This is a genomic window from Variovorax sp. UC122_21, assembly GCF_044056785.1.
Classification (GTDB): domain Bacteria; phylum Pseudomonadota; class Gammaproteobacteria; order Burkholderiales; family Burkholderiaceae_C; genus Variovorax.
Genome location: NZ_CP172004.1, coordinates 6,437,461 through 6,458,559 on the forward strand (window position 1 = coordinate 6,437,461; position 21,099 = coordinate 6,458,559).

A 21,099-nucleotide genomic window follows, 5' to 3' on the forward strand; every position below is an offset into this window, starting at 1 on the left:
AGGGGCCGGCGCGCGGCGGCGCCGGGCGGGTCAGGCCTTCAGGCCCATCGCCTGGCGGGCCGCGGCGCGCAGGTTCTGGAAGCTCTGCGGCAGGGTCTGGCGGCTGGTGTCGACCGTGAGATCGGCCTTCGAATAGAAGGCGGCGCGGCCGTTGAGGATGCGGCGCAGGTCGTCCATGGCCTCGCGGCTGGCGGCCATCGGGCGGGTGTCGCCCTGGGCGGCCACGCGGCCCATGTGCTCCTCGGGCGCGGCCTGCAGCCAGACGGTGGTGCAGTGCGCGAGCAACTCGTTGAAGGTGGCGGGGTCGGACACGATGCCGCCGGGCGTGGCGATCACCACCTCGCTGTAGATCTGGATCGCCTCCTCGAGCGCGCGGCGCTCGTAGCGGCGGTAGGCGTTGGTGCCGTAGAGGTCGTGGATCTCGCGCACGCTGCAGCCGGCGAGCTTCTCGATCTCGCGGCTCAGCTCGACGAAGGGCACCTCGAGGTCGTCGGCCAGCATCTGGCCCAGCGTGGACTTGCCCGCGCCGCGCAGGCCCACGAGCGCGATGCGCCGGTGCCGCGCCGGGTCGACCGAGGCCGTGCCCAGCAGCTCGCCGAGCGCCACGCGCACGCGGCGCAGGTCGGCCTCGCTGCGGTGCTCGAGCAGCTCGCGGATCAGGAGCCACTCGGGCGAGCTGGTGGTCACGTCGCCGACCAGCTCGGCCAGCGAGCAATGCAGCGCGCCCGCCACCTGCTGCAGCACCAGGATCGAGGCATTGCCGATGCCGTACTCGAGGTTGGCGAGATGGCGCTCCGACACCTCGGCCGCGATCGCCACCGCCTTGCGCGTGAGCCCGCGCTGCGCGCGCAGGTTGCGCACGCGCTCGCCGAGCGCGACCAGCAGCGGGTTCTTCACCTCCCCGGGCGCGGCGGGGGCGGCGCCTTCCGGCGCGGTGGCCAGCACCGCGTCTACATGCTCATTCATGCCATTCCTCTTGTTTCGCCGGCATTGTGCGCGCTCAGGGTAAACACCATAGATGCACTATATTGCTTGACACTGGTTGTCTCGATGCTTATTGTTCGGCCACACGCAAGATACTGCACGTGCAGCATTCCTGCAAGGCAATACCAAAGTTCGAGGCCCACGATGTCCGACAGCAGCCACTCCGCCAGCCCCGGCGGCAAGGAAGCCTTCCACCAACTGATCGCCGGCCTGACCGCCGAGATCGCCGGCCGGCCGCTCGACGCCGAGCTCGACCGCTGGCTCAACGCGAACCACGGCGCCGGCAGCCCCACTTTCGCGCGGCTCGGCGCCGCCTGCCGCCAGGGCGTGGCCGAAGGCTGGCTGTGCGAACGCGAAGGCGGCGGCATCAGGTACGGCCGTGTCTTCAAGGCCGAGGACGCGCTGCACCGCTTCTCGGTCGACGTGGTCGACATGCAGGACATCGCCGGCCCGCACCACACCCATCCGCAGGGCGAGATCGACCTGATCATGCCGCTGGACGACAGCCCCGGCGCCAGCTTCGACGGGCGGCCCGCGGGCTGGTGCGTCTACGGCCCCGGCAGCGCGCACCGCCCGACCGTCGCGCAAGGCCGCGCGCTCGTTCTCTACCTGCTGCCCGAAGGGCAGATCAAGTTCACGGTATGAGGCACTCCCCCAGGCTTGCCCACTTCGTGTGGCCGCCAACCCCCTCGCCGGGGGCAACACCAGCGGCCCGGCAAAGCCGGTTCCGCGGTGTTCCCCGAATCTGCACACATCGAGAGCCCATCGAATGACCGAGCTTCTTCCCAACCACGTCGCCGGCCGCTGGCAAAGCGGCTCGGGCGCCGGCACGCCCCTCTTCGACCCGGTGCTCGGCACCGAGCTCGTGCGCGTCGACGCCACCGGGCTCGACCTGCCCGGGGCCTTCTCGTTCGCGCGCGAACAGGGCGGCCAGGCGCTGCGTGCCCTCACCTACCGCCAGCGCGCCGGCCTGCTGGCCGCCGTCGTCAAGGTGCTGCAGGCCAACCGCGATGCCTACTACGAGATCGCGACCGCGAACTCGGGCACGGTGAAGAACGACTCGGCCGTCGACATCGACGGCGCGATCTTCACGCTGGGCCAGTACGCGAAATGGGGCGACGCGCTCGGCGACGTGCGCGCACTGCGCGACGGCGAGGCCGCCAGGCTCGGCAAGGAGCCGCTGTTCCAGTCGCAGCATCTGCAGGTGCCCACGCATGGCGTGGCGCTGTTCATCAATGCCTTCAACTTCCCCTCGTGGGGCCTGTGGGAGAAGGCCGCGCCCGCGCTGCTCTCGGGCGTGCCGGTGATCGTGAAGCCGGCCACCGCCACCGCCTGGCTCACGCAGCGCATGGTCAGGGACGTGGTCGACGCGGGTGTGCTGCCCGCGGGCGCGCTGTCGGTGATCTGCGGCAGCTCGGCCGGCCTGATGGACCAGCTCCAGCCCTTCGACGTGGTCTCGTTCACCGGCTCGGCCGACACCGCCGCGCTGATCCGCTCGCACGACGCGGTGGCGCGGCGCTCGGTGCGCGTGAACATCGAGGCCGACAGCCTCAACAGCGCGCTGCTGCTGCCCGGCGCCGCGCCCGGCAGCGAGGCCTTCAACCTGCTGGTGCGCGAGGTGGTGCGCGAGATGACGGTGAAGGCGGGCCAGAAGTGCACCGCGATCCGCCGCATCCTCGTGCCGGCCGAACTCTATGACGCCGCCGCCGAGGCGATCGGCGCCAAGCTCGCGCGCGTGAGCGTGGGCAACCCGCGCAACGAGGGCGTGCGCATGGGCTCGCTGGTGAGCCGTGCGCAGCTGGCCGCGGTGCGCGAAGGCCTCGATGCGCTCGCCGCGCAGACCCAGGTGCTGCACGACGGCCGCGACCGCCCGCTGGTCGATGCCGACCCCGGCCGTGGCCGCCTGCATCGGCCCGGTGCTGCTGGGCGCGCGCGACGCCGACGCGGCGCGGCAGGTGCACGACATCGAGGTCTTCGGCCCGGTCGCCACGCTGCTGCCCTACCGCGACACGGCCCATGCCTACGCGCTCGCCCACCGCGGCCAGGGCTCGCTCGTGACCTCGCTCTACGGCGCCGACGAAACGGCGCTCGCGCAGGCGGCGGTCGAACTCGCGGCCAGCCATGGCCGCGTGCACGTGATCACGCCCGAGGTGGCGCAGGCCCAGACCGGCCACGGCAACGTGATGCCGATGTCGCTGCACGGCGGCCCGGGCCGCGCGGGCGGCGGCGCCGAACTCGGCGGCCTGCGCGCGCTGGACTTCTACCACCGCCGCAGCGCGGTGCAGGCGGGCAACGGCGTGCTCGCCGCCCTGGGGCTGTAGCCGCCCTTCTATATAGATACCGCCGCAGCCCCCCGGAGAGAGGCCCCAAGGAGACACACGATGAGCCTGCCACCCCGCTTCAATTTCGCCGAGCACCTGTTCGCGCTCAACCGCGAGCGCGCCGCGCGCACCGCCTACGTCGACGACCGCGGCACGCTGAGCTACGGCCAGCTCGAGGACCGCGCGCGCCGCCTGGCCGCGGCGCTCAAGGCCGCGGGCCTGCGCCGCGAGGAACGCGTGCTGCTCTTGATGCTCGACGGCAACGACTGGCCCGTGAGCTTCCTCGGCTGCCTCTATGCCGGCATCGTGCCGGTGGCCGTCAACACGCTGCTCACGCCCGAGGACTACGCCTACATGCTCGACCACAGCCGCGCGCAGGCCGCGCTGGTGTCGGGTGCGCTGCTGCCGGTGCTGCAGGAAGCGATGGCACGCGGCGGCCACGAGCTGCACACGCTGCTGGTGTCGCAACCCGCGGGCGCGCTGCCCGAGGGCGCGCGCGACTTCGAGGCCGCGCTCGCCGCCGCCGAGCCGCTGGCCGCGCCCGCGCTCACGGCCTCCGACGATCCGGGCTTCTGGCTCTACTCGTCGGGTTCCACCGGCAAGCCCAAGGGCACGGTCCACACGCAGGCCAACCTCTGGTGGACCGCCGAGCTCTACGGCAAGCCGGTGCTGGGCCTGACCGAGAACGACGTCTGCTTCTCGGCCGCCAAGATGTACTTCGCCTACGGCCTGGGCAATGCGCTGACCTTCCCGCTGTCGGTGGGCGCCACCGTGGTGCTGATGGCCGAGCGCCCCACGCCCGATGCAACGTTCCGCCGCTGGGTGGAGCACAAGCCCACGGTCTTCTTCGGCGCGCCCACCGGCTTCGCGGGCATGCTCGCCTCGCCGAAGCTGCCGGCGCGCGAAGCGGTGGCGCTGCGCATGTGCTCGTCGGCCGGCGAAGCCCTGCCCGGCGAGATCGCGCAGCGCTTCAAGACGCACTTCGGTTGCGACATCATCGATGGCATCGGCTCGACCGAGATGCTGCACATCTTCATCTCGAACCGGCCCGACGACGTGCGCTACGGCACCACGGGCAAGCCGGTCGAGGGTTACGAGGTCGAGCTGCGCGGCGAGGACGGCCGCGCGGTGCCCGACGGCGAGGTCGGCGACCTCTACATCCGCGGCCCGAGCTCGGCGCTGATGTACTGGACCAACCGCGAGAAGTCGCGCGAGACCTTCCAGGGCGGCTGGACCAAGAGCGGCGACAAGTACACGCGCGACGCCGACGGCTACTTCACCTATGCGGGCCGCAGCGACGACATGCTCAAGGTCAGCGGCATCTACGTCTCGCCCTTCGAGGTCGAGGCCACGCTGATGCAGCACCCGGCCGTGCTCGAGGCCGCCGTGATCGGCAAGGAGGACGGCGAGGGCCTCACGAAGACCAAGGCCTTCGTGGTGCTCAAGGACGGCGGCACCACCACCGAGGACGAGCTCAAGGCCTTCGTGAAGGAGCGCCTCGCGCCCTACAAGTACCCGCGCTTCCTCGAGTTCGTGGCCGAGCTGCCGAAGACCGCGACCGGCAAGATCCAGCGCTTCCGGCTGCGCGAGAGAGAGAAGCAGGCATGAGCCTTCCGGACTTCGCCACCATCGACTGGCGCGGCCGCGCGGTGCGCATCGAGTGCCAGTGGATCGCGGCCGAGCGCGCCGACGCGCCGCTCGTCGTGTTCCTGCACGAGGGCCTGGGCTCGGTCGCGATGTGGAAGGACTTTCCCGCGCGCCTGTGCGAAGCCGCCGGCGTGCGCGGCCTGGTGTTCTCGCGCCCCGGCTATGGCCGCTCGACGCCGCGCGCCGAGGACGAGCTCTGGGACGTGGACTTCATGCACCGCCAGGCGCACGAGGTGCTGCCCGCGCTGTTCGCCGCGCTCGCGCTCGACGGCGAGCAGCCCTGGCTGTTCGGCCACAGCGACGGCGGCTCGATCTCGCTGCTGTACGCCGCGCGCTTTCCCGATCGCGTCGCGGGCCTCATCGTGCTCGCGCCGCACATCTTCGTGGAAGACGTGACGGTGGCGAACATCGAGCTCGCGCGCACTGCCTACCTCGGCACCGACCTGCCGCAGAAACTCGGCCGCTACCACGACAGCGCCGACTCGGCCTTCTGGGGCTGGAACCGCATCTGGCTGCATCCGCCATTCCGCGACTGGAACATCGAGGCCGAGCTCGACGCGATCCGCTGCCCCGTGCTCGCCGTGCAGGGCGTCGGCGACGAGTACGGCAGCCTCGCGCAGATCCGCGGCATCGCCGCGCGCGTGCCCGGCTGCGAGCTGCTCGAGATCCCCGAATGCGGGCATTCCCCGCATCGCGATCAGCCGGATCGTGTCATCGTCGCGGCCACTTCGTTCATCACCAAAAACAGGAGACAGAGTTCATGACCATTCGCCACACCACCCGCCTCGCGCTGACCGCGCTGTCCTTCGCCGCGCTGTGCACGGCCGCCTCGGCCCAGGGCACGGGCAAGCTCAAGGTCGGCCTGATGCTGCCCTACAGCGGCACCTTCACCGCGCTCGGCGTGGCGATCGAGAACGGCTTCAAGCTCTACGTCGACGAGCAGGGCGGCAAGCTCGCGGGCCGCGAGATCGAATACTTCAAGGTCGACGACGAGTCCGATCCCGCCAAGGCCACCGACAACGTCAACAAGCTGATCAAGCGCGACAACGTCGACGTGATCGTGGGCACCGTGCACTCGGGCGTGGCCATGGCCATGGCCAAGGCCGCCAAGGAGAGCGGCACCGTGCTGATCGTGCCCAATGCCGGCGCCGACGCCGTCACCGGCCCGATGTGCGCGCCCAACATCTTCCGCAGCTCGTTCAGCAACTGGCAGCCGGCCTACGCCATGGGCGAAGTGGCGGCCAAGCAGCAGGGCAAGAAGAAGGTCATGACCATCACCTGGAAGTACGCGGCCGGCGAGGAGTCGGTCAACGGCTTCAAGGAAGGCTTCGAGAAGGCCGGCGGCAAGGTCGACAAGCAGCTCACGCTGCCGTTCCCGAACGTGGAGTTCCAGGCCCTGCTGACCGAGATTGCGGCGGCCAAGCCCGATGCCGTGTACGCCTTCTTCGCGGGCGGTGGCGCGGTCAAGTTCGTCAAGGACTACCAGGCCGCGGGCCTGAACAAGACCATCCCGTTGTACGGCCCGGGCTTCCTGACCGACGGCACGCTCGAGGCGCAGGGCGAATCGGCGCAGGGCATGCTCACCACGCTGCACTACGCCGACGGCCTGAACACGCCGCGCGACACCGCCTTCCGCACCGCCTACGCCAAGACCTTCAAGCTGCAGCCCGACGTGTACGCGGTGCAGGGCTACGACGCCGCGCAGATGCTGGGCGTGGGCCTCGCCGCCACCAAGGGCGACATCACGAAGAAGGCCGACTTCGCGGCCGCGGTCGAGAAGGCGAAGATCGACAGCCCGCGCGGCACCTTCACGGTCAGCAAGTCGCACAACCCGGTGCAGGACATCTATCTGCGCAAGGTGGAAGGCAAGGAGAACAAGCTGGTGAGCACGGCGATCAAGGGCTTGGCCGACCCTGCCCGCGGTTGCCGCATGTAAGGCCTCGGCCTTCCGCGGATCGGCTCGATCTTCTTCTCTTCGCTTTCGTATTTCGTCCCGGCCCGCCCCTGCCCGTTCGGGCTGAGCCTGTCGAAGCCGCCGCGCAAGCTGCGTGCCCCGCCTTCGACAGGCTCAGGCCGAACGGCTGGAGCGGCATCCGGCTCCGATTCTTGCCAGCCTCTTCAGTGAGACCCCACCCGTGGACTTCGGCACCTTCCTCGTCCAGTGCCTGAACTCGGTTCAGTACGGACTGCTGCTCTTTCTCGTGGCCTCGGGCCTGACGCTGATCTTCGGGATCATGGGCGTGATCAACCTCGCGCACGGCAGCTTCTACATGATCGGCGCCTACATGGCGTTCTCGCTGGCGCCGCTGTTCGGCGACCAGTTCCTGCTGATGCTGGTGGCCGGCGTGGTGCTCGCCGCCATCTTCGGCTACCTGCTCGAGTGGGCCTTCTTCAGCTACCTCTACCAGCGCGACCACCTGCAGCAGGTGCTCATGACCTACGGCCTGATCCTGGTGTTCGAGGAACTGCGCTCGATCCTGGTGGGCAACGACGTGCACGGCGTGAAGGTGCCGGCCTGGCTCGACGGCAGCTTCGCGCTGGGCAGCGTGATGAGCTATCCCTGGTATCGCCTGTTCGCCTCGGCCGCCTGCATCGTGCTGGCGCTGGCGCTGTACTGGGTGGTCAACCGCACGCGCCTGGGCATGATGATCCGCGCCGGCGCGAGCAACCGCGACATGGTGCGCGGCCTGGGCATCGACGTGAAGCGGCTCTACCGCATCGTCTTCGCCGCCGGCGTGGCGCTCGCGGCGCTGGCCGGCATGATCGCCGCGCCGATGTCCTCGGTCTATCCCAACATGGGCGCGAGCGTGCTGATCATCTGCTTCGTGCTGGTGGTGATCGGCGGCATCGGCTCGATCACCGGCGCGCTCGTCGCCTCGCTGCTGGTGGGCTTCGTCGACACCTTCGGCAAGGTGTTCTTCGCCGACTTGAGCGGCATCGGCATCTACCTGCTGATGGCGATCGTGCTGATCTGGAAGCCCGAGGGGCTGATGGGACGGCGTCCATGAGTTCGATCCCCAGGACCTCCACGCGCATGATTGCCTCCACGCCCTCTTCTTCCCTCGCCCGGAACGCCGGCTCGTTCGGCGGCGCGGCGCTGCCGCTGGCCTGCGCGCTGGCCATCGGCATCGCCGGCCCGCTGCTGGGCAACTACGCCTCGGACTTCATCGTCAAGGTGATGATCCTGTCGATCTTCGCGCTGAGCCTCGAGCTGCTGGTCGGCATGACCGGCCTCGTGAGCCTGGGCCACGCGGCCTTCTACGGCATCGGCGCCTACGTCACGGTGCTGGCCTCGGGCGCCGAGGGCGGCAACTTCGCGCTGCTGCTGCCCGCGGCCATGGGCGCGGCCGGACTCTATGCCCTGTTCGTCGGCGCGCTGAGCCTGCGCACGCGCGGGGTCTACTTCATCATGGTGACGCTGGCCTTCGCGCAGATGGCTTTCTTCGTGTTCCACGACACCAAGGTCGGCGGCGGCAGCGACGGCATCTACCTCTACGTGCGCCCGGCCCTCGGCGCGCTCGACCTCGAGAACCGCACGGTGCTGTTCTACGTGGTGCTGGCGTCGCTGGTGTTCACCTACGCGCTGCTCGCGCTGCTGCGCCGCTCGCGCTTCGGCGCGGCGCTCGCGGGCATCCGCGTCAACGAACAGCGCATGCGCGCGGCGGGCTTCCCCACCTACGCCTACAAGCTCGCGGCCTTCGTGCTGGCCGGCGCGCTGGCCGGCCTCGCGGGCTTCCTGCTGGCCTCGCGCGACGGCGTGGTCAATCCCGAGCTGATGGCCTGGCACAACTCGGGCGAGGTGCTGCTGATGGTGATCCTCGGCGGCCTGGGCCACCTGCGCGGCGCGGTGATCGGCGCCATCGCCTTCACGCTGCTCAAGGAGATCTTCTCGACCCACGCGCTGCTCGGGCCGCTGGCCGACCACTGGCAGCTCACGCTGGGGCTGACCATCATCGTGTTCGTGGCGCTGCTGCCCAAGGGCCTGATCGGGCTGGTGCAGCGGCTGTCGCCGAGGAGCGGGGCATGAACGCACGCATCAGCGATTCGGTGCTGCTGTCCGTCGAGGGACTGACCCGCCGCTTCGGCGGCCTGGTCGCGGTCAACGCGGTCACGCTCGACCTGCACGTGGGCGAGGTGCATGCGGTGATCGGCACCAACGGCGCGGGCAAGTCGACCCTGATCAACATGCTCTCGGGCGAGATCGAGGCCTCGGCCGGCCGCATCCGCCTCGACGGCGAGGACATCACGACGCGCGCGCAGTTCCGCCGCGCGCTCGCGGGCGTGGGCCGCAGCTATCAGCGCACCACCATCTTTCCGGAGTTCAGCGTGCACGAGAACTGCCGCCTCGCGGCGCAGGCGGCCACGCCGCGGCCCTGGGCGATCTGGCAGTCGTCGCGCGGCTGCGCCGCGAGCTCGGCCTCGGCCGACGCGGCGCTCGAAGCCGCGGGCCTCGCCGCCGAAGCGCACCGCATCGCCGGCACGCTGAGCCACGGCGCGCAACGCCAGCTCGAGGTGGCGATGTGCCTGGCCACGCATCCGCGCGTGCTGCTGCTCGACGAGCCGCTGGCCGGCATGGGCGCGGAGGAGACCGACCGCATGCTGAACCTGCTCGCGCAGCTCAAGGCCACGCACGCCATCCTGCTGGTGGAGCACGACATGGACGCGGTGTTCCGCGTGGCCGACCGCATCACGGTGATGGTCAACGGCACGGTGATCGCCACCGGCAGCCCCGACGCGATCCGCGAGAACCCCGAAGTCCGCACCGCCTACCTGGGAGAGGAACACTGATGCTGAACGTCAAGGACCTCAACACCTACTACGGCAACAGCCACATCCTGCGCGGCGTGCATGCCGAGATCCCGGCCGCGACCTCGGTCGGGCTGCTGGGGCGCAACGGCATGGGCAAGACCACGCTGATCCGCACGATCATGGGCTACGTGCGCCCCGCCTCTGGCGAGGTGCAGGTCGACGGCCGCACGGTCACGGGCCTGCCGCCCGAGAAGATGGCGCGCCTGGGCATCGGCTACGTGCCCGAGGGCCGCGGCATCTTCCCCAACCTCTCGGTGCGCGAGAACCTCGTGATGAGCGAGCGCGCCGGCATCGACGGCCAGCGCGCCTGGACCTTCGAGCGCGTGATGGCCACCTTCCCGCGGCTGGCCGAGCGCCTGTCGCACGGCGGCCAGCAGCTCTCGGGCGGCGAGCAGCAGATGCTGTCGATCGGCCGCGCGCTGATGACCAACCCGCGCCTGCTGATCCTCGACGAGGCGACCGAGGGCCTGGCGCCGCTGATCGTGGCCGAGATCTGGCGCGTGATCGAGCAGATCCGCCAGACCGGCATCGCCACCCTGATCGTGGACCGCGACTACCGCAAGGTGCTGGCCCACACCGAGCTCGCGGTGGTGATGGAGAAGGGCCAGATCGTGCGCCAGGGCGCCTCGGGCGCGCTGCTCGCGCAGCCGCAGGCGCTGGAGGCGCTGCTCGGGGTCTGAGGGCCGCTCAGGCCGCGCGCTGTTTGACGACCGAGGGCTCGATGGCCGGCGCCGGCCACAGCGCGAGGTGGTAGCGGTCCTCGCCCTCGAGCCCGTCCTCGGACAGCGTCGCGAGCCCCGCGTAGCAGGCACGCACGCGGTAGGTGCCCGGCGCGATCGCTATGCGCGCCGCATCGGGAAGGTAGTCGGTGCAGCCCGCGATCGCGAGGCGCCCGCTCGCCGTCGCGAGCGTGCATTCGACGATGTGCTCCCAGGCATCGGCATCGAGCGGCGGGGCGGCCGCGAGGATCTCGAGCGTGACCGGCACGTTCATGTTGCGCGCCGTGCCGATGCCGACCACGCCGGGCGCGGTCGCGAGCATGCGTTCCACGGCCTCGTCGCTCCATGCATCGGAAAGATCGCCTTCGGCGGATTCGTCCTGGATGTAGAACTGAAAGTAGTCGGCGAAGAGCTGGAAGGTGTGCATGCGTCGGTCTCCGGTGGAGACCCAGCGTAGCGCGTCCCGGTGAAAGTCCGGTGGCGCACCGGGTTTCACCTCTGTGCTGCGACAGCGCGACAGCCGAATGATGTCCGGCTGCACGGCAGCCCTCCGATCCCCCGGCGGCCGCGTGCCATCGCGAGGTCGAGCATGCCTTCCCTGCAATCGCGCCACATCGACAACGTCTATTCGATCGCCACCGGCACCGCGCTGGCCGATCCGGCGACCAGCCTGGTCCACAAGTCGTGGGCGCGCTGCGTGCGCGACCATGGCCTCGATCCCTCGCGGCCCACGCCCGCGCGCATCCTGCCGGCGCACGAGGTGCGCGCGCACCAGCAGCAGCTCGAGCACTTCCTGTGCACCGCGCGCGCGGGCATGGAGGACATCTACCGCCGCGTGGCCGACCTCGGCTACATGGTGCTGCTGACCGATGCCGAGGGCATCACGGTCGACTACATCGGCAACCCGGCCTGGGACGACCAGCTGCGCAAGGCCGGCCTCTACCTCGGCGCCGACTGGAACGAGGCCCATGCGGGCACCTGCGGCGTGGGCACCTGCCTGGTCGAGCAGGCACCGATGACCTGCCACCAGACCGAGCACTTCGACGCCACCCACATCGCGCTGACCTGCACCACCGCGCCGCTGTTCGACCATGGCGGGCGGCTCACGGCGGTGCTCGACGTGTCGGCGCTGCATTCGCCCGAGGCCAAGGAGAGCCAGCACCTGGTGCGGCACCTGGTCGCGATCTACGCGCGCATGATCGAGGACGCCGATTTCCTGCGCCACTTCCGCGGCCACTGGGTGCTGCGGCTGGGCAGCGCCTTCGGTCTGGTCGACGTCGCCGGCGAACTGATGCTCGCGCTCGACGAGGCGGGCACGGTGGTCGGCGCGAACAGCAGCGCGCGGCGGCTGTTCGCGACCCATCCGGTCGGCACCTGCGTGGCCGAGCTGCTGCGCATGCCGCTCGATGCGATCTGGCGCCTGGGCGCGAGCGCATCGGCCATGCCCTTCGCCCACACCGTGCTGCTGCCGGACGGCGGCGAGTACCACGCCTCGCTGCTCGCGCCGCGCGTGGCGCGCCGCGCGCCCGCGACCGAACGCAAGACCGCCGTGCCGGGCGCCGACCGGCTGCCGCCGCTCGAGGGCATCGCGGGCGACGATCCCGCGATGCAGTCGCTGCTCGCGCAGGCGCGCCGGCTGGTCGACCGCGGCATCCACGTGCTGATCGAGGGCGAGACCGGCAGCGGCAAGGAGGTGCTGGCGCGCGCGCTGCACGGCGCGAGCCGCCGCGCGGCCCTGCCCTTCGTGGCCGTGAACTGCGCGGCCATTCCCGATTCGCTGATCGAGAGCGAGCTGTTCGGCTACCTGCCAGGCACCTTCACCGGCGGCCGCAGCAAGGGCATGAAGGGCCTGATCGCGCAGGCCGACCGCGGCACGCTGTTCCTCGACGAGATCGGCGACATGCCGATGGCCCTGCAGACGCGGCTGCTGCGCGTGCTGTCCGAAGGCGAGGTGCTGCCGCTGGGCGGCGACGCGCCGCAGCGCGTGGACCTCGCGGTGGTGGCCGCCACGCACCGGGGCCTGAGCGAACTCGTCGCCGCGGGCCGCTTCCGCGAGGACCTCTACTACCGCCTGTGCGGCGCCGTGCTGAAGCTGCCGCCGCTGCGCGAACGCGGTGATCGGCGCCACCTGATCGATCGCCTGTTCGCCGAGGAAGCCGCGGCGATGGATTCGAATGCACGGCTGTCGGCCGAAGCGATCGAGGCGCTGATGGCGCACCGCTGGCCCGGCAACCTGCGCGAGCTGCGCAACGTGCTGCGGCTCGCGCTGGCGTTGTGCACGGAGCGCGAAGTCATGGTGGAGGACCTGCGGTTGCCGGAGCGCGTCGCGGTGGCGGTGCCCGCAATGGTCGATGAGGCCGAGGACACGGCCGCCGAATCGGAGCGGCTGCTCGCGGCGCTGCGCCAGCACCGCTGGCGAGTCGCGCAGGCGGCCGATGCGCTGGGCCTGAGCCGGGCCACCGTGTACCGGCACATGAAGCGGCTCGGGATCGTGGCGCCGCCGCGCAGCCCGGCGCCATCACGGCCGGCAGGCATGCAGCGCCCCTGAATGAAAAAAGCCCGCACCCTGGCGGGCGCGGGCTCGTCGCGGAGTGGACGCGATCAGTCGACCAGGCCCAGGTGCAGGAAGCCGGCGTTCAGCGACGGGGTGCTCGCGCCGATCAGCAGCTCGAGCTGCTTCGAGCGCATCGCGAAGTAGACCGAGCTGCCCTTCGTCGCCGTGCGCATGCCCGTCGGCCCGAACGATGGCTGGACCGCCAGCGCGAGATCGACCTGCGCGGTCGCCGCGCCGTCCGTGCCGGTCAGCGAGTACGTCGAGCCGGCGGCCACCACGACATCGGCCGTGCCGCCCGTCGACCAGCCCTTGCTGCTGAAGTCCGCGTAGCCCGATGCGGCCGGCACGCCCACCGCCAGCACCTGGCTGTTGGTCGTGGGCGACGGACCCGCGCTCAGGTACACCTTCTCGCCGCCGAAGTCGGCGAGCGCGAAGCGACCGAACAGGGTGCCGTCGACGGCGCTCTTCATCGTCCACAGCCCGGGCTGCTGCGGATCGGGCTCGACGTTGCTGACAGACACGTCGGCGCTCGGGCACTGTTCGATCTTGTAGATGGTGAGGTTGAGGCACTGCTTCATCACCTTGCCGCCACCCGAGATCTGGATCTGCGCGATGGCCGATTGCCCGCCCGCGGGCGAGAAGTCGATGCGGCCGCGGTCGTAGGTGCCGTCGAGCTTGCCCTGCTGCAGGACCAGCGCGCGCGACGCGATGAAGGGGAACGGTTCGTAGGTGGTCGGCGACTTGTAGCCCACCGCGAACGGCAGCGCGCCGACGATGTTGTCGCCGAGGCCGCGCAGCGCGAGCACGTCGCTCTTGCTGCGGCTGCTCTGCACCTTCCAGTCGCCGTCGCGCGACGCGCCCGCGGTCAGGGTGCCCGAGCTCGCATCGCCCGCCGTGTCGGTCAGGGTGTAGGTGGCCTTGTCGAAATCGATGGCAAGCACCTGGCGCGAGCCGTTGGCCGCGTACACGGTGTAGCGGCCGTTGCGATAGTCGCCGTTACCGACCGAGAAGCTCAGTTCCTTGCGGCGGTTGCCCGATGCGCTGGCCGTCAGCTTGAACTCGACGCTGCCCGTCGCTTTGGGGTTCTTGAAACGCGACAGCCATTGCGAGCCGGAGGTATCGACCTCGACGCGCTGGGCCGCGCCATCGCGGCTGTCCGCGGTCCAGGTGATCTCGCTGCCATCGCTGGACTTGACCGTCACGAGCTGGCCCGGCGCCACCTGGTACTTGCCCGCGCCGTCGGGACTCGCGGCGCTGCCGTCGACCTCGACGGACAGCTTGGCTTCCGACTCGGCGGGCGTCTGCGGCACCACGGCGAACGGCAGCCCGCCACCGCCTCCTCCCCCACCGCCACCGCCACCGCATCCCGCGATGACCGCCGCCAGTGCCGTGGCGCACAGGGCCATTGTTGTCGTGCTCCTCATTTCCTCATCTCTTTCTGTTGGATTGACGCGTTGCCCCGCCGACCTCGTCGGCAGACGGCGGCCAAATCTATCCGCGACGGAATACTTTCGCATCACCATGAGACGTGGTCGTCGCCCTGCGGCAACGCTCCTCCCAATGGGTGATTGAAGGGACTTCGCAAAGGCGGCGGGGCCGTCTCGCCGTCTCATCCGCGTCGCACCGGGAGCGCGACAACGCAGCCCACCCGCGACAAAACCCCCGCCAAGTCCTTGATCCACCGTGCGCCGCCGCGCGGCACGAAAGCTGCGCAACGCAACCCGCGCCGTCCGCGGCGCAGCGTTCGTTCTCATCCATTCATACACGGAGACATTCGATGACCGCATCCACCGCCGCCCCCACGCGGGCTGCCGCCACCTGGCTGGCCGACTTCGGCGCCGCGCTCGCGCGCAACGACGTCGAGGCCACGGTCGCGCTGTTCGAGGCCGAGGGCTTCTGGCGCGACCTCGTGGCCTTCACCTGGAACATCCGCACGCAGGAAGGCGCGGGCGCGATCCGCGCGATGCTGGCGGCGCGGCTGGCCGACACGCAGCCCTCGAACTTCGCGCTCGAGGGCGAGGCCAGCGAGGCCGATGGCGTGACCGAGGCCTGGTTCACCTTCGAGACCCGTGTGGCGCGCGGCCGCGGCCACCTGCGGCTGCGCGGCGGCAAGGCCTGGACGCTGCTGACCACCATGACCGAGCTCAAGGGCTTCGAGGAGAAGACCGGCGCGAACCGCATCAAGGGCGCGGAGCACGGCGTGCAGAAGGGGCGCCAGAGCTGGCTCGAGAAGCGCGAGGAGGAGGCCCGCACGCTGGGCTACACCGAGCAGCCCGAGGTGGTGATCGTGGGCGGCGGCCAGGGCGGGATCGCGCTCGGCGCGCGGCTGCGCCGGCTCGGCGTGCCCACGATCATCATCGAGCGCAACGCGCGCGCGGGCGACTCCTGGCGCAACCGCTACAAGTCGCTGTGCCTGCACGACCCGGTCTGGTACGACCACCTGCCCTACATGCCCTTCCCCGACGACTGGCCGGTGTTCGCGCCCAAGGACAAGGTCGGCGACTGGCTCGAGATGTACACCAAGGTGATGGAGCTCGACTACTGGAGCTCGACCACGGCGAAGAAGGCGCGCTTCGACGAGGCCACGCAGCGCTGGGAAGTGCGCGTGGAACGCGAGGGCAAGGAGGTGGTTCTGCGGCCGAAGCAGTTGGTGTTCGCGCTCGGCGTGTCGGGCTACCCGAACGTGCCCGTGCTCGCGGGCGCCGAGAACTTCCAGGGCGACCAGCACCATTCGAGCAAGCACCCCGGGCCCGAGGCCTACGCGGGCAAGAAGTGCGTGGTGCTGGGCTCGAACAACTCGGCGCACGACATCTGCGCGGCGCTGTGGGAGCACGGCGCCGACGTGACGATGATCCAGCGCTCGTCGACCCACATCGCGCCCTCCGACTCGCTGATGGAACTGGCGCTCGGCGGCCTGTACTCCGAGCAGGCGGTGAAGAGCGGCATCGACCACCACAAGGCCGACCTGATCTTCGCCTCGGTGCCCTACCAGGTGATGCACACCTTCCACATCCCGGTCTACGACGAGATGAAGAAGCGCGATGCCGACCTCTATGCGCGGCTGGAGAAGGCGGGCTTCCTGCTCGACTTCGGCGCCGACGGCTCGGGCCTGTTCATGAAGTACCTGCGGCGCGGCTCGGGCTACTACATCGACGTGGGCGCCTCGGAGCTGGTGGCCAACGGCAGCGTGAAGCTCAGGAGCGGCGTGAACATCGAGCGCGTGAACGAACGCTCGGTGACGCTGACCGACGGCAGCGAGCTGCCGGCCGACCTGCTGGTCTATGCCACCGGCTACGGCTCGATGAACGGCTGGCTGGCCGACCTGATCTCGCCCGAGGTCGCCGACCGGGTCGGCAAGTGCTGGGGCCTGGGCTCCGACACGCCGAAGGATCCGGGTCCGTGGGAAGGCGAGCTGCGCAACATGTGGAAGCCGACGCAGGTGCCCAACCTCTGGATCCACGGCGGCAACCTGCACCAGTCGCGCCACTACTCGCAGTTCCTCGCGCTGCAGCTCAAGGCGCGCGCCGAAGGGCTCGACACGCCGGTGTACGAGCTCGCGCCCTCGCACCACCGGCGCTGAGGCACGCGGCGCTCAGCCGTCGATGCGGCGGCGCAGGCCGTCGAGATCGGTCACGGTGATGCCGCCGTACTCGATGCGCAGCAGGCCGGCCGATGCCAGCCGCCGCAACGCCGCGTTGCAGCGCTGGCGCGACAGGCCCGAGAGGTTGGCGATCTCCTCCTGGGACACCTCCAGGTGCGGATCGCTGCCCGGATGCAGCCACTCGTGGAACAGGCCGACGAGCGCGCGCGCGACCTGGCTGTCGGTGTCCAGCAGGTGGTGCGCGGCGAAGTTGCCGAGGAACCAGTGCATGCGCTCGTTGATCTGGCGCAGCAGGAAGTCGTCGAAGCTGCGGTGCGTGGCGCGCAGCCAGTCGAAGGTCTCGAGCGGCATCAGCGCCACCCGGCTGGGGCGCAGCGCGATGATGTCCGCGGTGCGCGGCACGCCGCGCAGCAGCGTGCCTTCGCCGAACCAGCTGCCGGTCGACAGGCCGCCCAGGGTGACCGAGCGCCCGTCGGGCGAGCTCACGCACCACTTGAGCAGGCCGTCGATGGTGCCGTACCAGTGCAGCGGGGTGTCGCCGCAGCGGCACAGCGCGGCGCCGGTCGCCACCTCGACCTCGCGCATCTCCTCGAGCACGCGCTCGCCGGCGGCCACGCCGAGCTGCGGAAACCAGGCCGAGCCCTGCAGCAGTTGAGCCAGGGTCAGCGAGGCGGGGGGAGGAGCGGGCCGGGCAGCGGGCATCTTCTCTCGAGGCTCAGGGCAGGTCCCTGACGCGCTGCAGCTCGGCCTGGGCTTCGCGCAGCTTGTCCTCGCGGCGCGCGATCTTGTCGCGATCGCCCTTGCGGCGCGCCTCGGCCAGCTCGCGTTCGCGCTGCGCGACCTTGCGCTCCTCGCCGCGGATGCGCTCCTGGTGGCGCGCGGCCAACTTGGCATCGCTGCAGTTGCGGCGCACCTCGGCCAGCGCGCGCTCGAGGCCGCGCACGCGGTGGTCCTGGCCCTGCGCCTTGGCGGCTTCGATGTCGCGCGAGATGGCCTCGCGCTTGGCGGCGCAGCCCGCCTCGGGACCGCGCTGCGCGAAGGCCTGGCCCGATGCGAGGACGGCGATGGCCGCGAGGACCAGCGATGACAGTTTCATGAGCGCTCCTTGTTGTGGATGAATGCGGACGACAGGGGCGACTGTAGCCTCTGCACGCCGCGTAAACCCTGCCCCCGAATGTCGTCGCGATGACTGAGTGCGCTGCCCGCGCCAAAAATAATGGCGCGCTCCACGAAGGACTCCAGGAACCCCGCCATGTCGAAGCGCAAAGTGATCGTGACCATCGCCCCCACCGGCGGCATGGCGCACAAGTCCCAGAACCCCCACCTCCCCACCCAGCCCGCCGAGATCGCGGCCGACGTGCTGCGCTGCTGGAACGCCGGCGCCAGCGTGGCGGCGATCCATGCGCGCCGCCCCGACGACGGCGCGACCTGCGACGCCGAGGTCTACCGCGAGATCAACAGCCGCATCCGCGCGGGCGGCTGCGACATCGTGCTCAACAACTCCACCGGCGGCGGCGTGCACGGCGACATGGTCAAGCCGCTGGCCGGCGACCGCTGGGAGATCGCATGGGAGGAACGCATCAAGGGCATGGACGCGGGCGCCGAGATGTGCACGCTCGACGCCACCACGCTGAACCTCAGCTTCGAGGGCAGGCAGATCCTGATGGACACGCCGATCACGCGCGGGCGCGAGCTCGCCGCCGGCATGAAGGCGCGCGGCATCAAGCCCGAGTGGGAGGTGTTCAGCCCCACGCACATCCTGCAGGACGCGACCACGCTGATCGGCGAGGGCCACGACGACGAGCCCTACTTCATCAACCTGGTGATGAACGTGCACCGCAATTTCCAGAACGCGATGCCCTACTCGCCGCGCTTCCTGCAGATGATGGTCGACACGCTGCCCAAGGGCAGCATCTTCGGCGTCAGCGGCATCGGCACCTCGCAGCTCGAGGCCAACGTGGCGGCGCTGCTGCTGGGCGGCCATGCGCGCGTCGGCCTCGAGGACAACCTCTACTTCCGCCAGGGCGAGCTGGCCACCAACGTGCAGCTCACCGAGCGCATCGTGCGCGTGATCCGCGAGCTCGACATGGAAGTGGCGACGCCCGCCGAGGCACGCCAGCTCATGGGCCTGCCGCGCGTGGGCACGCCGCGGCCCGAGTTCGCGCTCGGCTGAACCGGCACCCGCCAGAACAACGAACGGAGACAGATCGAATGAACCCTTCCCGCACCGCCCTGGCCCTCGCGCTCGGCACCGCCTTTTCCGCAAGCGCATCGGCCCAGGTGTCCGACGACGTGATCCGCATCGGCTTCATCAGCGACATGTCGGGCCTGTACCGCGACTACGACGGCCCGGCCGGCGCCGAGGCCATCCGCATGGCGATCGCCGACATGGGCGGCGCCATCGGCGGCAGGAAGATCGAGCTGGTCACGGCCGACCACCAGAACAAGCCCGACATCGCCGCCGCCAAGGCACGCGAGTGGTTCGACGTGCAGAAGGTCGACATGCTGATCGGCGGCGTCAACTCGGGCGCGGCCATCGCCATGGCCGGCGTGGCGGCGGACAAGAAGAAGCCCTACTTCGTGGTGGGCTCGGGCGCGTCGAGCCTCACCAACGAGTACTGCTCGCCCTACACGGTGCACTACGCCTACGACACGGTGGCGATGGCGCGCGGCACCGCGAGCGCGGTGGTCAAGGCCGGCGGCAAGAGCTGGTACTTCGTGGCGGCCGACTATGCCTTCGGCGCCGCGCTGCAGAACGACGCGACCAGGACGGTGCTGGCGAACGGCGGTACGGTGGCGGGCTCGGTCAAGCATCCGCTGGGCGCGAGCGACTTCTCGTCGTTCATGCTGCAGGCGCAGAGCTCGAAGGCGCAGGTGCTGGCGCTGGCCAACGCGGGCGGCGACACGGTCAACGCGATCAAGTCGGCGGCCGAGTTCGGCATCGGCAAGAACATGAAGCTGGCCGGCATGATCATCACCATCAACGACGTGCATGCGCTGGGCCTCAAGGCCTCGCAGGGGATGTACCTGACCGACAGCTGGTACTGGAACCAGAGCCCCGAGGCACGCACCTGGGCGCGGCGCTTCTTCGACAAGCACAAGCGCATGCCCTCCTCCTTCCATGCGGGCGACTACTCGGCCGCGCTGCAGTACCTGCAGGCCGTGAAGGCCGCGGGCAGCGACGACGCCGACAAGGTGATGGCGCAGCTGCGCAGGACGAAGTTCGACGACATGTTCGTCAAGGGCGGCTGGCTGCGCGACGACGGCCTGATGGTGCACGACATGCACCTGATGCAGGTGAAGTCGCCCGAGGAATCGAAGGAGCCCTGGGACTACTACAAGGTGGTGGAAGCGATCCGCGGCGAGGCTGCCTGGACCACCAAGGCCGAGAGCCGCTGCGCGCGGTGGAAGTCATGAGCGCGGCGCACGGCGTGCAGCGCGTCGCGGTGGTCGGCACCGGCGTGATCGGCGCGAGCTGGACCGCCTACTTCCTCGCGCAGGGCCTCGACGTCAACGCGACCGATCCCTCGCCCGGCGCCGAGGAAAGGCTGCGCCAGGCGGTGGCGCAACACTGGCCCACGCTCGAGCGCTTCGGGCTGGCCGCGGGCGCCTCGGTCGACCGGCTGCGCTTCCACGACAGCCTGGAGGACGCGGTCTCGGTGGCCGACTTCGTGCAGGAGAACGGCCCCGAGCGCATGGACTTCAAGATCGAGCTGTTCCGCCGCATGGACGCGGCCGCGCCGCCCGATGCGATCCTGGCCTCGAGCTCCTCGGGCCTGGCGATCAGCGGCGTGCAGTCGGGCTGCGCGCATCCGCAACGCGTGGTGCTGGGCCATCCGTTCAACCCGCCGCACCTGATCCCGCTGGTGGAAGTAATCGGCGGCGAGCGCACGTCGGCCGACACCATCGAGCGCACCATGGCCTTCTACGCGGCCATCGGCAAGCGGCCGATCCACGTGAAGCGCGAGGTCAAGGGCCATATCGCGAACCGGCTGCAGGCCGCGCTGTGGCGCGAGGCCTTCCACCTGGTCGAGCAGGGCGTGGCCTCGGTGGCCGACATCGACACCGCGATCGCGCACGGCCCGGGCCTGCGCTGGGCCGTGATGGGACCGTTCATGAACCTGCACCTGTCGGGTGGCGCGGGCGGCATCGCGCACGTGCTCGCGCACCTGGGCGGGCCGATCGAGGACTGGTGGAAGGACCTGGGCGCGCCGTCGATGACGCCCGCGCTCCAGGCGCAGGTGAGCGAAGGCGTGGCGCAGGAACTGGGCGCGCGTCGCACGGCCGAGCTCGAGGCCGCGCGCGACACCCTGCTGTTGAACCTGATTCGCGCCAAGGCCGACACCGGCACACTGGATTGAAACGAACACCAACAGCCGGACGCAGAGGTCGCGAAGGTCTCGCGAAGAACGCGAAAGAGAAATCCAAAAGATTTTTTCTGAATTCCTTTTGCGTCTTTCGCGA

Annotated in this window: 18 protein-coding genes and 1 pseudogene; 14 read left to right on the forward strand and 5 right to left on the reverse strand. The window is 70.2% G+C overall.

Going from position 1 to position 21,099, the window contains the following annotated elements:
* Positions 1-30: 30 nt before the first annotated feature.
* Complete coding sequence (locus ACHMXE_RS43050) at positions 31-966, reverse strand: helix-turn-helix transcriptional regulator (RefSeq protein WP_203203572.1); 936 nt, start codon at positions 964-966, stop codon at positions 31-33.
* A 162-nt stretch (positions 967-1,128) separates the two neighbouring features.
* Between ACHMXE_RS43050 and ACHMXE_RS43055 the strand changes: the two genes are divergently transcribed.
* From ACHMXE_RS43055 to ACHMXE_RS43095, 9 genes and pseudogenes are all read left to right on the forward strand, one after another.
* Positions 1,129-1,629 (forward strand): DUF4863 family protein, encoded by a 501-nt coding sequence (locus ACHMXE_RS43055; protein WP_209540309.1) that lies wholly within the window; start codon positions 1,129-1,131, stop codon positions 1,627-1,629.
* Between the two features lie 124 nt (positions 1,630-1,753).
* Positions 1,754-3,305: pseudogene (locus tag ACHMXE_RS43060) on the forward strand (3,4-dehydroadipyl-CoA semialdehyde dehydrogenase).
* Positions 3,306-3,365: 60 nt separating this feature from the next.
* Complete coding sequence (locus ACHMXE_RS43065; RefSeq protein WP_395349499.1) at positions 3,366-4,913, forward strand: benzoate-CoA ligase family protein; 1,548 nt, start codon at positions 3,366-3,368, stop codon at positions 4,911-4,913.
* Positions 4,910-5,716 (forward strand): alpha/beta fold hydrolase, encoded by an 807-nt coding sequence (locus ACHMXE_RS43070; RefSeq protein ID WP_395349500.1) that lies wholly within the window; start codon positions 4,910-4,912, stop codon positions 5,714-5,716. Before ACHMXE_RS43065 ends, ACHMXE_RS43070 begins: the two co-directional genes overlap by 4 nt.
* Positions 5,713-6,888, forward strand: a complete 1,176-nt coding sequence (locus ACHMXE_RS43075; protein ID WP_093343725.1) for an ABC transporter substrate-binding protein — start codon at positions 5,713-5,715, stop codon at positions 6,886-6,888. Before ACHMXE_RS43070 ends, ACHMXE_RS43075 begins: the two co-directional genes overlap by 4 nt.
* Positions 6,889-7,087: 199 nt before the next feature.
* The gene (locus ACHMXE_RS43080) at positions 7,088-7,960 is read left to right on the forward strand and encodes a branched-chain amino acid ABC transporter permease (RefSeq protein WP_093343724.1); all 873 of its coding nucleotides are present in this window, start codon (positions 7,088-7,090) and stop codon (positions 7,958-7,960) included.
* Positions 7,961-7,986: 26 nt separating this feature from the next.
* Positions 7,987-8,979, forward strand: a complete 993-nt coding sequence (locus ACHMXE_RS43085) for a branched-chain amino acid ABC transporter permease (protein WP_395353043.1) — start codon at positions 7,987-7,989, stop codon at positions 8,977-8,979.
* Positions 8,976-9,740, forward strand: coding sequence for an ABC transporter ATP-binding protein (locus ACHMXE_RS43090; RefSeq protein WP_395349501.1), 765 nt, complete (start codon positions 8,976-8,978; stop codon positions 9,738-9,740). Before ACHMXE_RS43085 ends, ACHMXE_RS43090 begins: the two co-directional genes overlap by 4 nt.
* A complete protein-coding gene (locus ACHMXE_RS43095) occupies positions 9,740-10,441 on the forward strand; it encodes an ABC transporter ATP-binding protein (protein WP_057595313.1) in 702 nt (233 codons plus the stop codon). The genes ACHMXE_RS43090 and ACHMXE_RS43095 overlap by 1 nt, the downstream gene beginning before the upstream one ends.
* A 7-nt stretch (positions 10,442-10,448) precedes the next feature.
* Here ACHMXE_RS43095 and ACHMXE_RS43100 read toward each other — a convergent pair whose 3' ends face one another.
* On the reverse strand, positions 10,449-10,907 hold the full coding sequence (locus ACHMXE_RS43100; protein ID WP_395349502.1) for a hypothetical protein: 459 nt from the start codon (positions 10,905-10,907) through the stop codon (positions 10,449-10,451).
* A 162-nt stretch (positions 10,908-11,069) separates the two neighbouring features.
* Between ACHMXE_RS43100 and ACHMXE_RS43105 the strand changes: the two genes are divergently transcribed.
* Positions 11,070-13,028 (forward strand): sigma-54-dependent Fis family transcriptional regulator, encoded by a 1,959-nt coding sequence (locus ACHMXE_RS43105; RefSeq protein WP_395349503.1) that lies wholly within the window; start codon positions 11,070-11,072, stop codon positions 13,026-13,028.
* 53 nt (positions 13,029-13,081) lie between these two features.
* On the opposite strand, the gene ACHMXE_RS43110 is transcribed toward ACHMXE_RS43105, so the two are convergent.
* On the reverse strand, positions 13,082-14,440 hold the full coding sequence (locus ACHMXE_RS43110; protein WP_395349505.1) for a hypothetical protein: 1,359 nt from the start codon (positions 14,438-14,440) through the stop codon (positions 13,082-13,084).
* A 371-nt stretch (positions 14,441-14,811) separates the two neighbouring features.
* On the opposite strand from ACHMXE_RS43110, the gene ACHMXE_RS43115 reads away from it, so the two are divergent.
* Positions 14,812-16,614, forward strand: a complete 1,803-nt coding sequence (locus ACHMXE_RS43115; protein ID WP_395349507.1) for an NAD(P)/FAD-dependent oxidoreductase — start codon at positions 14,812-14,814, stop codon at positions 16,612-16,614.
* Positions 16,615-16,626: 12 nt separating this feature from the next.
* On the opposite strand, the gene ACHMXE_RS43120 is transcribed toward ACHMXE_RS43115, so the two are convergent.
* Positions 16,627-17,337, reverse strand: a complete 711-nt coding sequence (locus ACHMXE_RS43120) for a Crp/Fnr family transcriptional regulator (protein ID WP_395349509.1) — start codon at positions 17,335-17,337, stop codon at positions 16,627-16,629.
* 13 nt (positions 17,338-17,350) lie between these two features.
* Positions 17,351-17,731 (reverse strand): DUF1090 domain-containing protein, encoded by a 381-nt coding sequence (locus ACHMXE_RS43125; RefSeq protein WP_395349511.1) that lies wholly within the window; start codon positions 17,729-17,731, stop codon positions 17,351-17,353.
* Positions 17,732-17,887: 156 nt separating this feature from the next.
* Here ACHMXE_RS43125 and ACHMXE_RS43130 point away from each other — a divergent pair, with 156 nt between their 5' ends.
* Genes ACHMXE_RS43130 through ACHMXE_RS43140 form a run of 3 tightly spaced genes read left to right on the forward strand, consistent with a single transcriptional unit; the run spans position 17,888 to position 20,996 of the window.
* The gene (locus ACHMXE_RS43130; protein WP_395349513.1) at positions 17,888-18,808 is read left to right on the forward strand and encodes a 3-keto-5-aminohexanoate cleavage protein; all 921 of its coding nucleotides are present in this window, start codon (positions 17,888-17,890) and stop codon (positions 18,806-18,808) included.
* Between the two features lie 38 nt (positions 18,809-18,846).
* Complete coding sequence (locus tag ACHMXE_RS43135) at positions 18,847-20,052, forward strand: ABC transporter substrate-binding protein (RefSeq protein WP_395349515.1); 1,206 nt, start codon at positions 18,847-18,849, stop codon at positions 20,050-20,052.
* The gene (locus tag ACHMXE_RS43140; protein WP_395349516.1) at positions 20,049-20,996 is read left to right on the forward strand and encodes a 3-hydroxyacyl-CoA dehydrogenase NAD-binding domain-containing protein; all 948 of its coding nucleotides are present in this window, start codon (positions 20,049-20,051) and stop codon (positions 20,994-20,996) included. Before ACHMXE_RS43135 ends, ACHMXE_RS43140 begins: the two co-directional genes overlap by 4 nt.
* Positions 20,997-21,099: the final 103 nt, after the last annotated feature.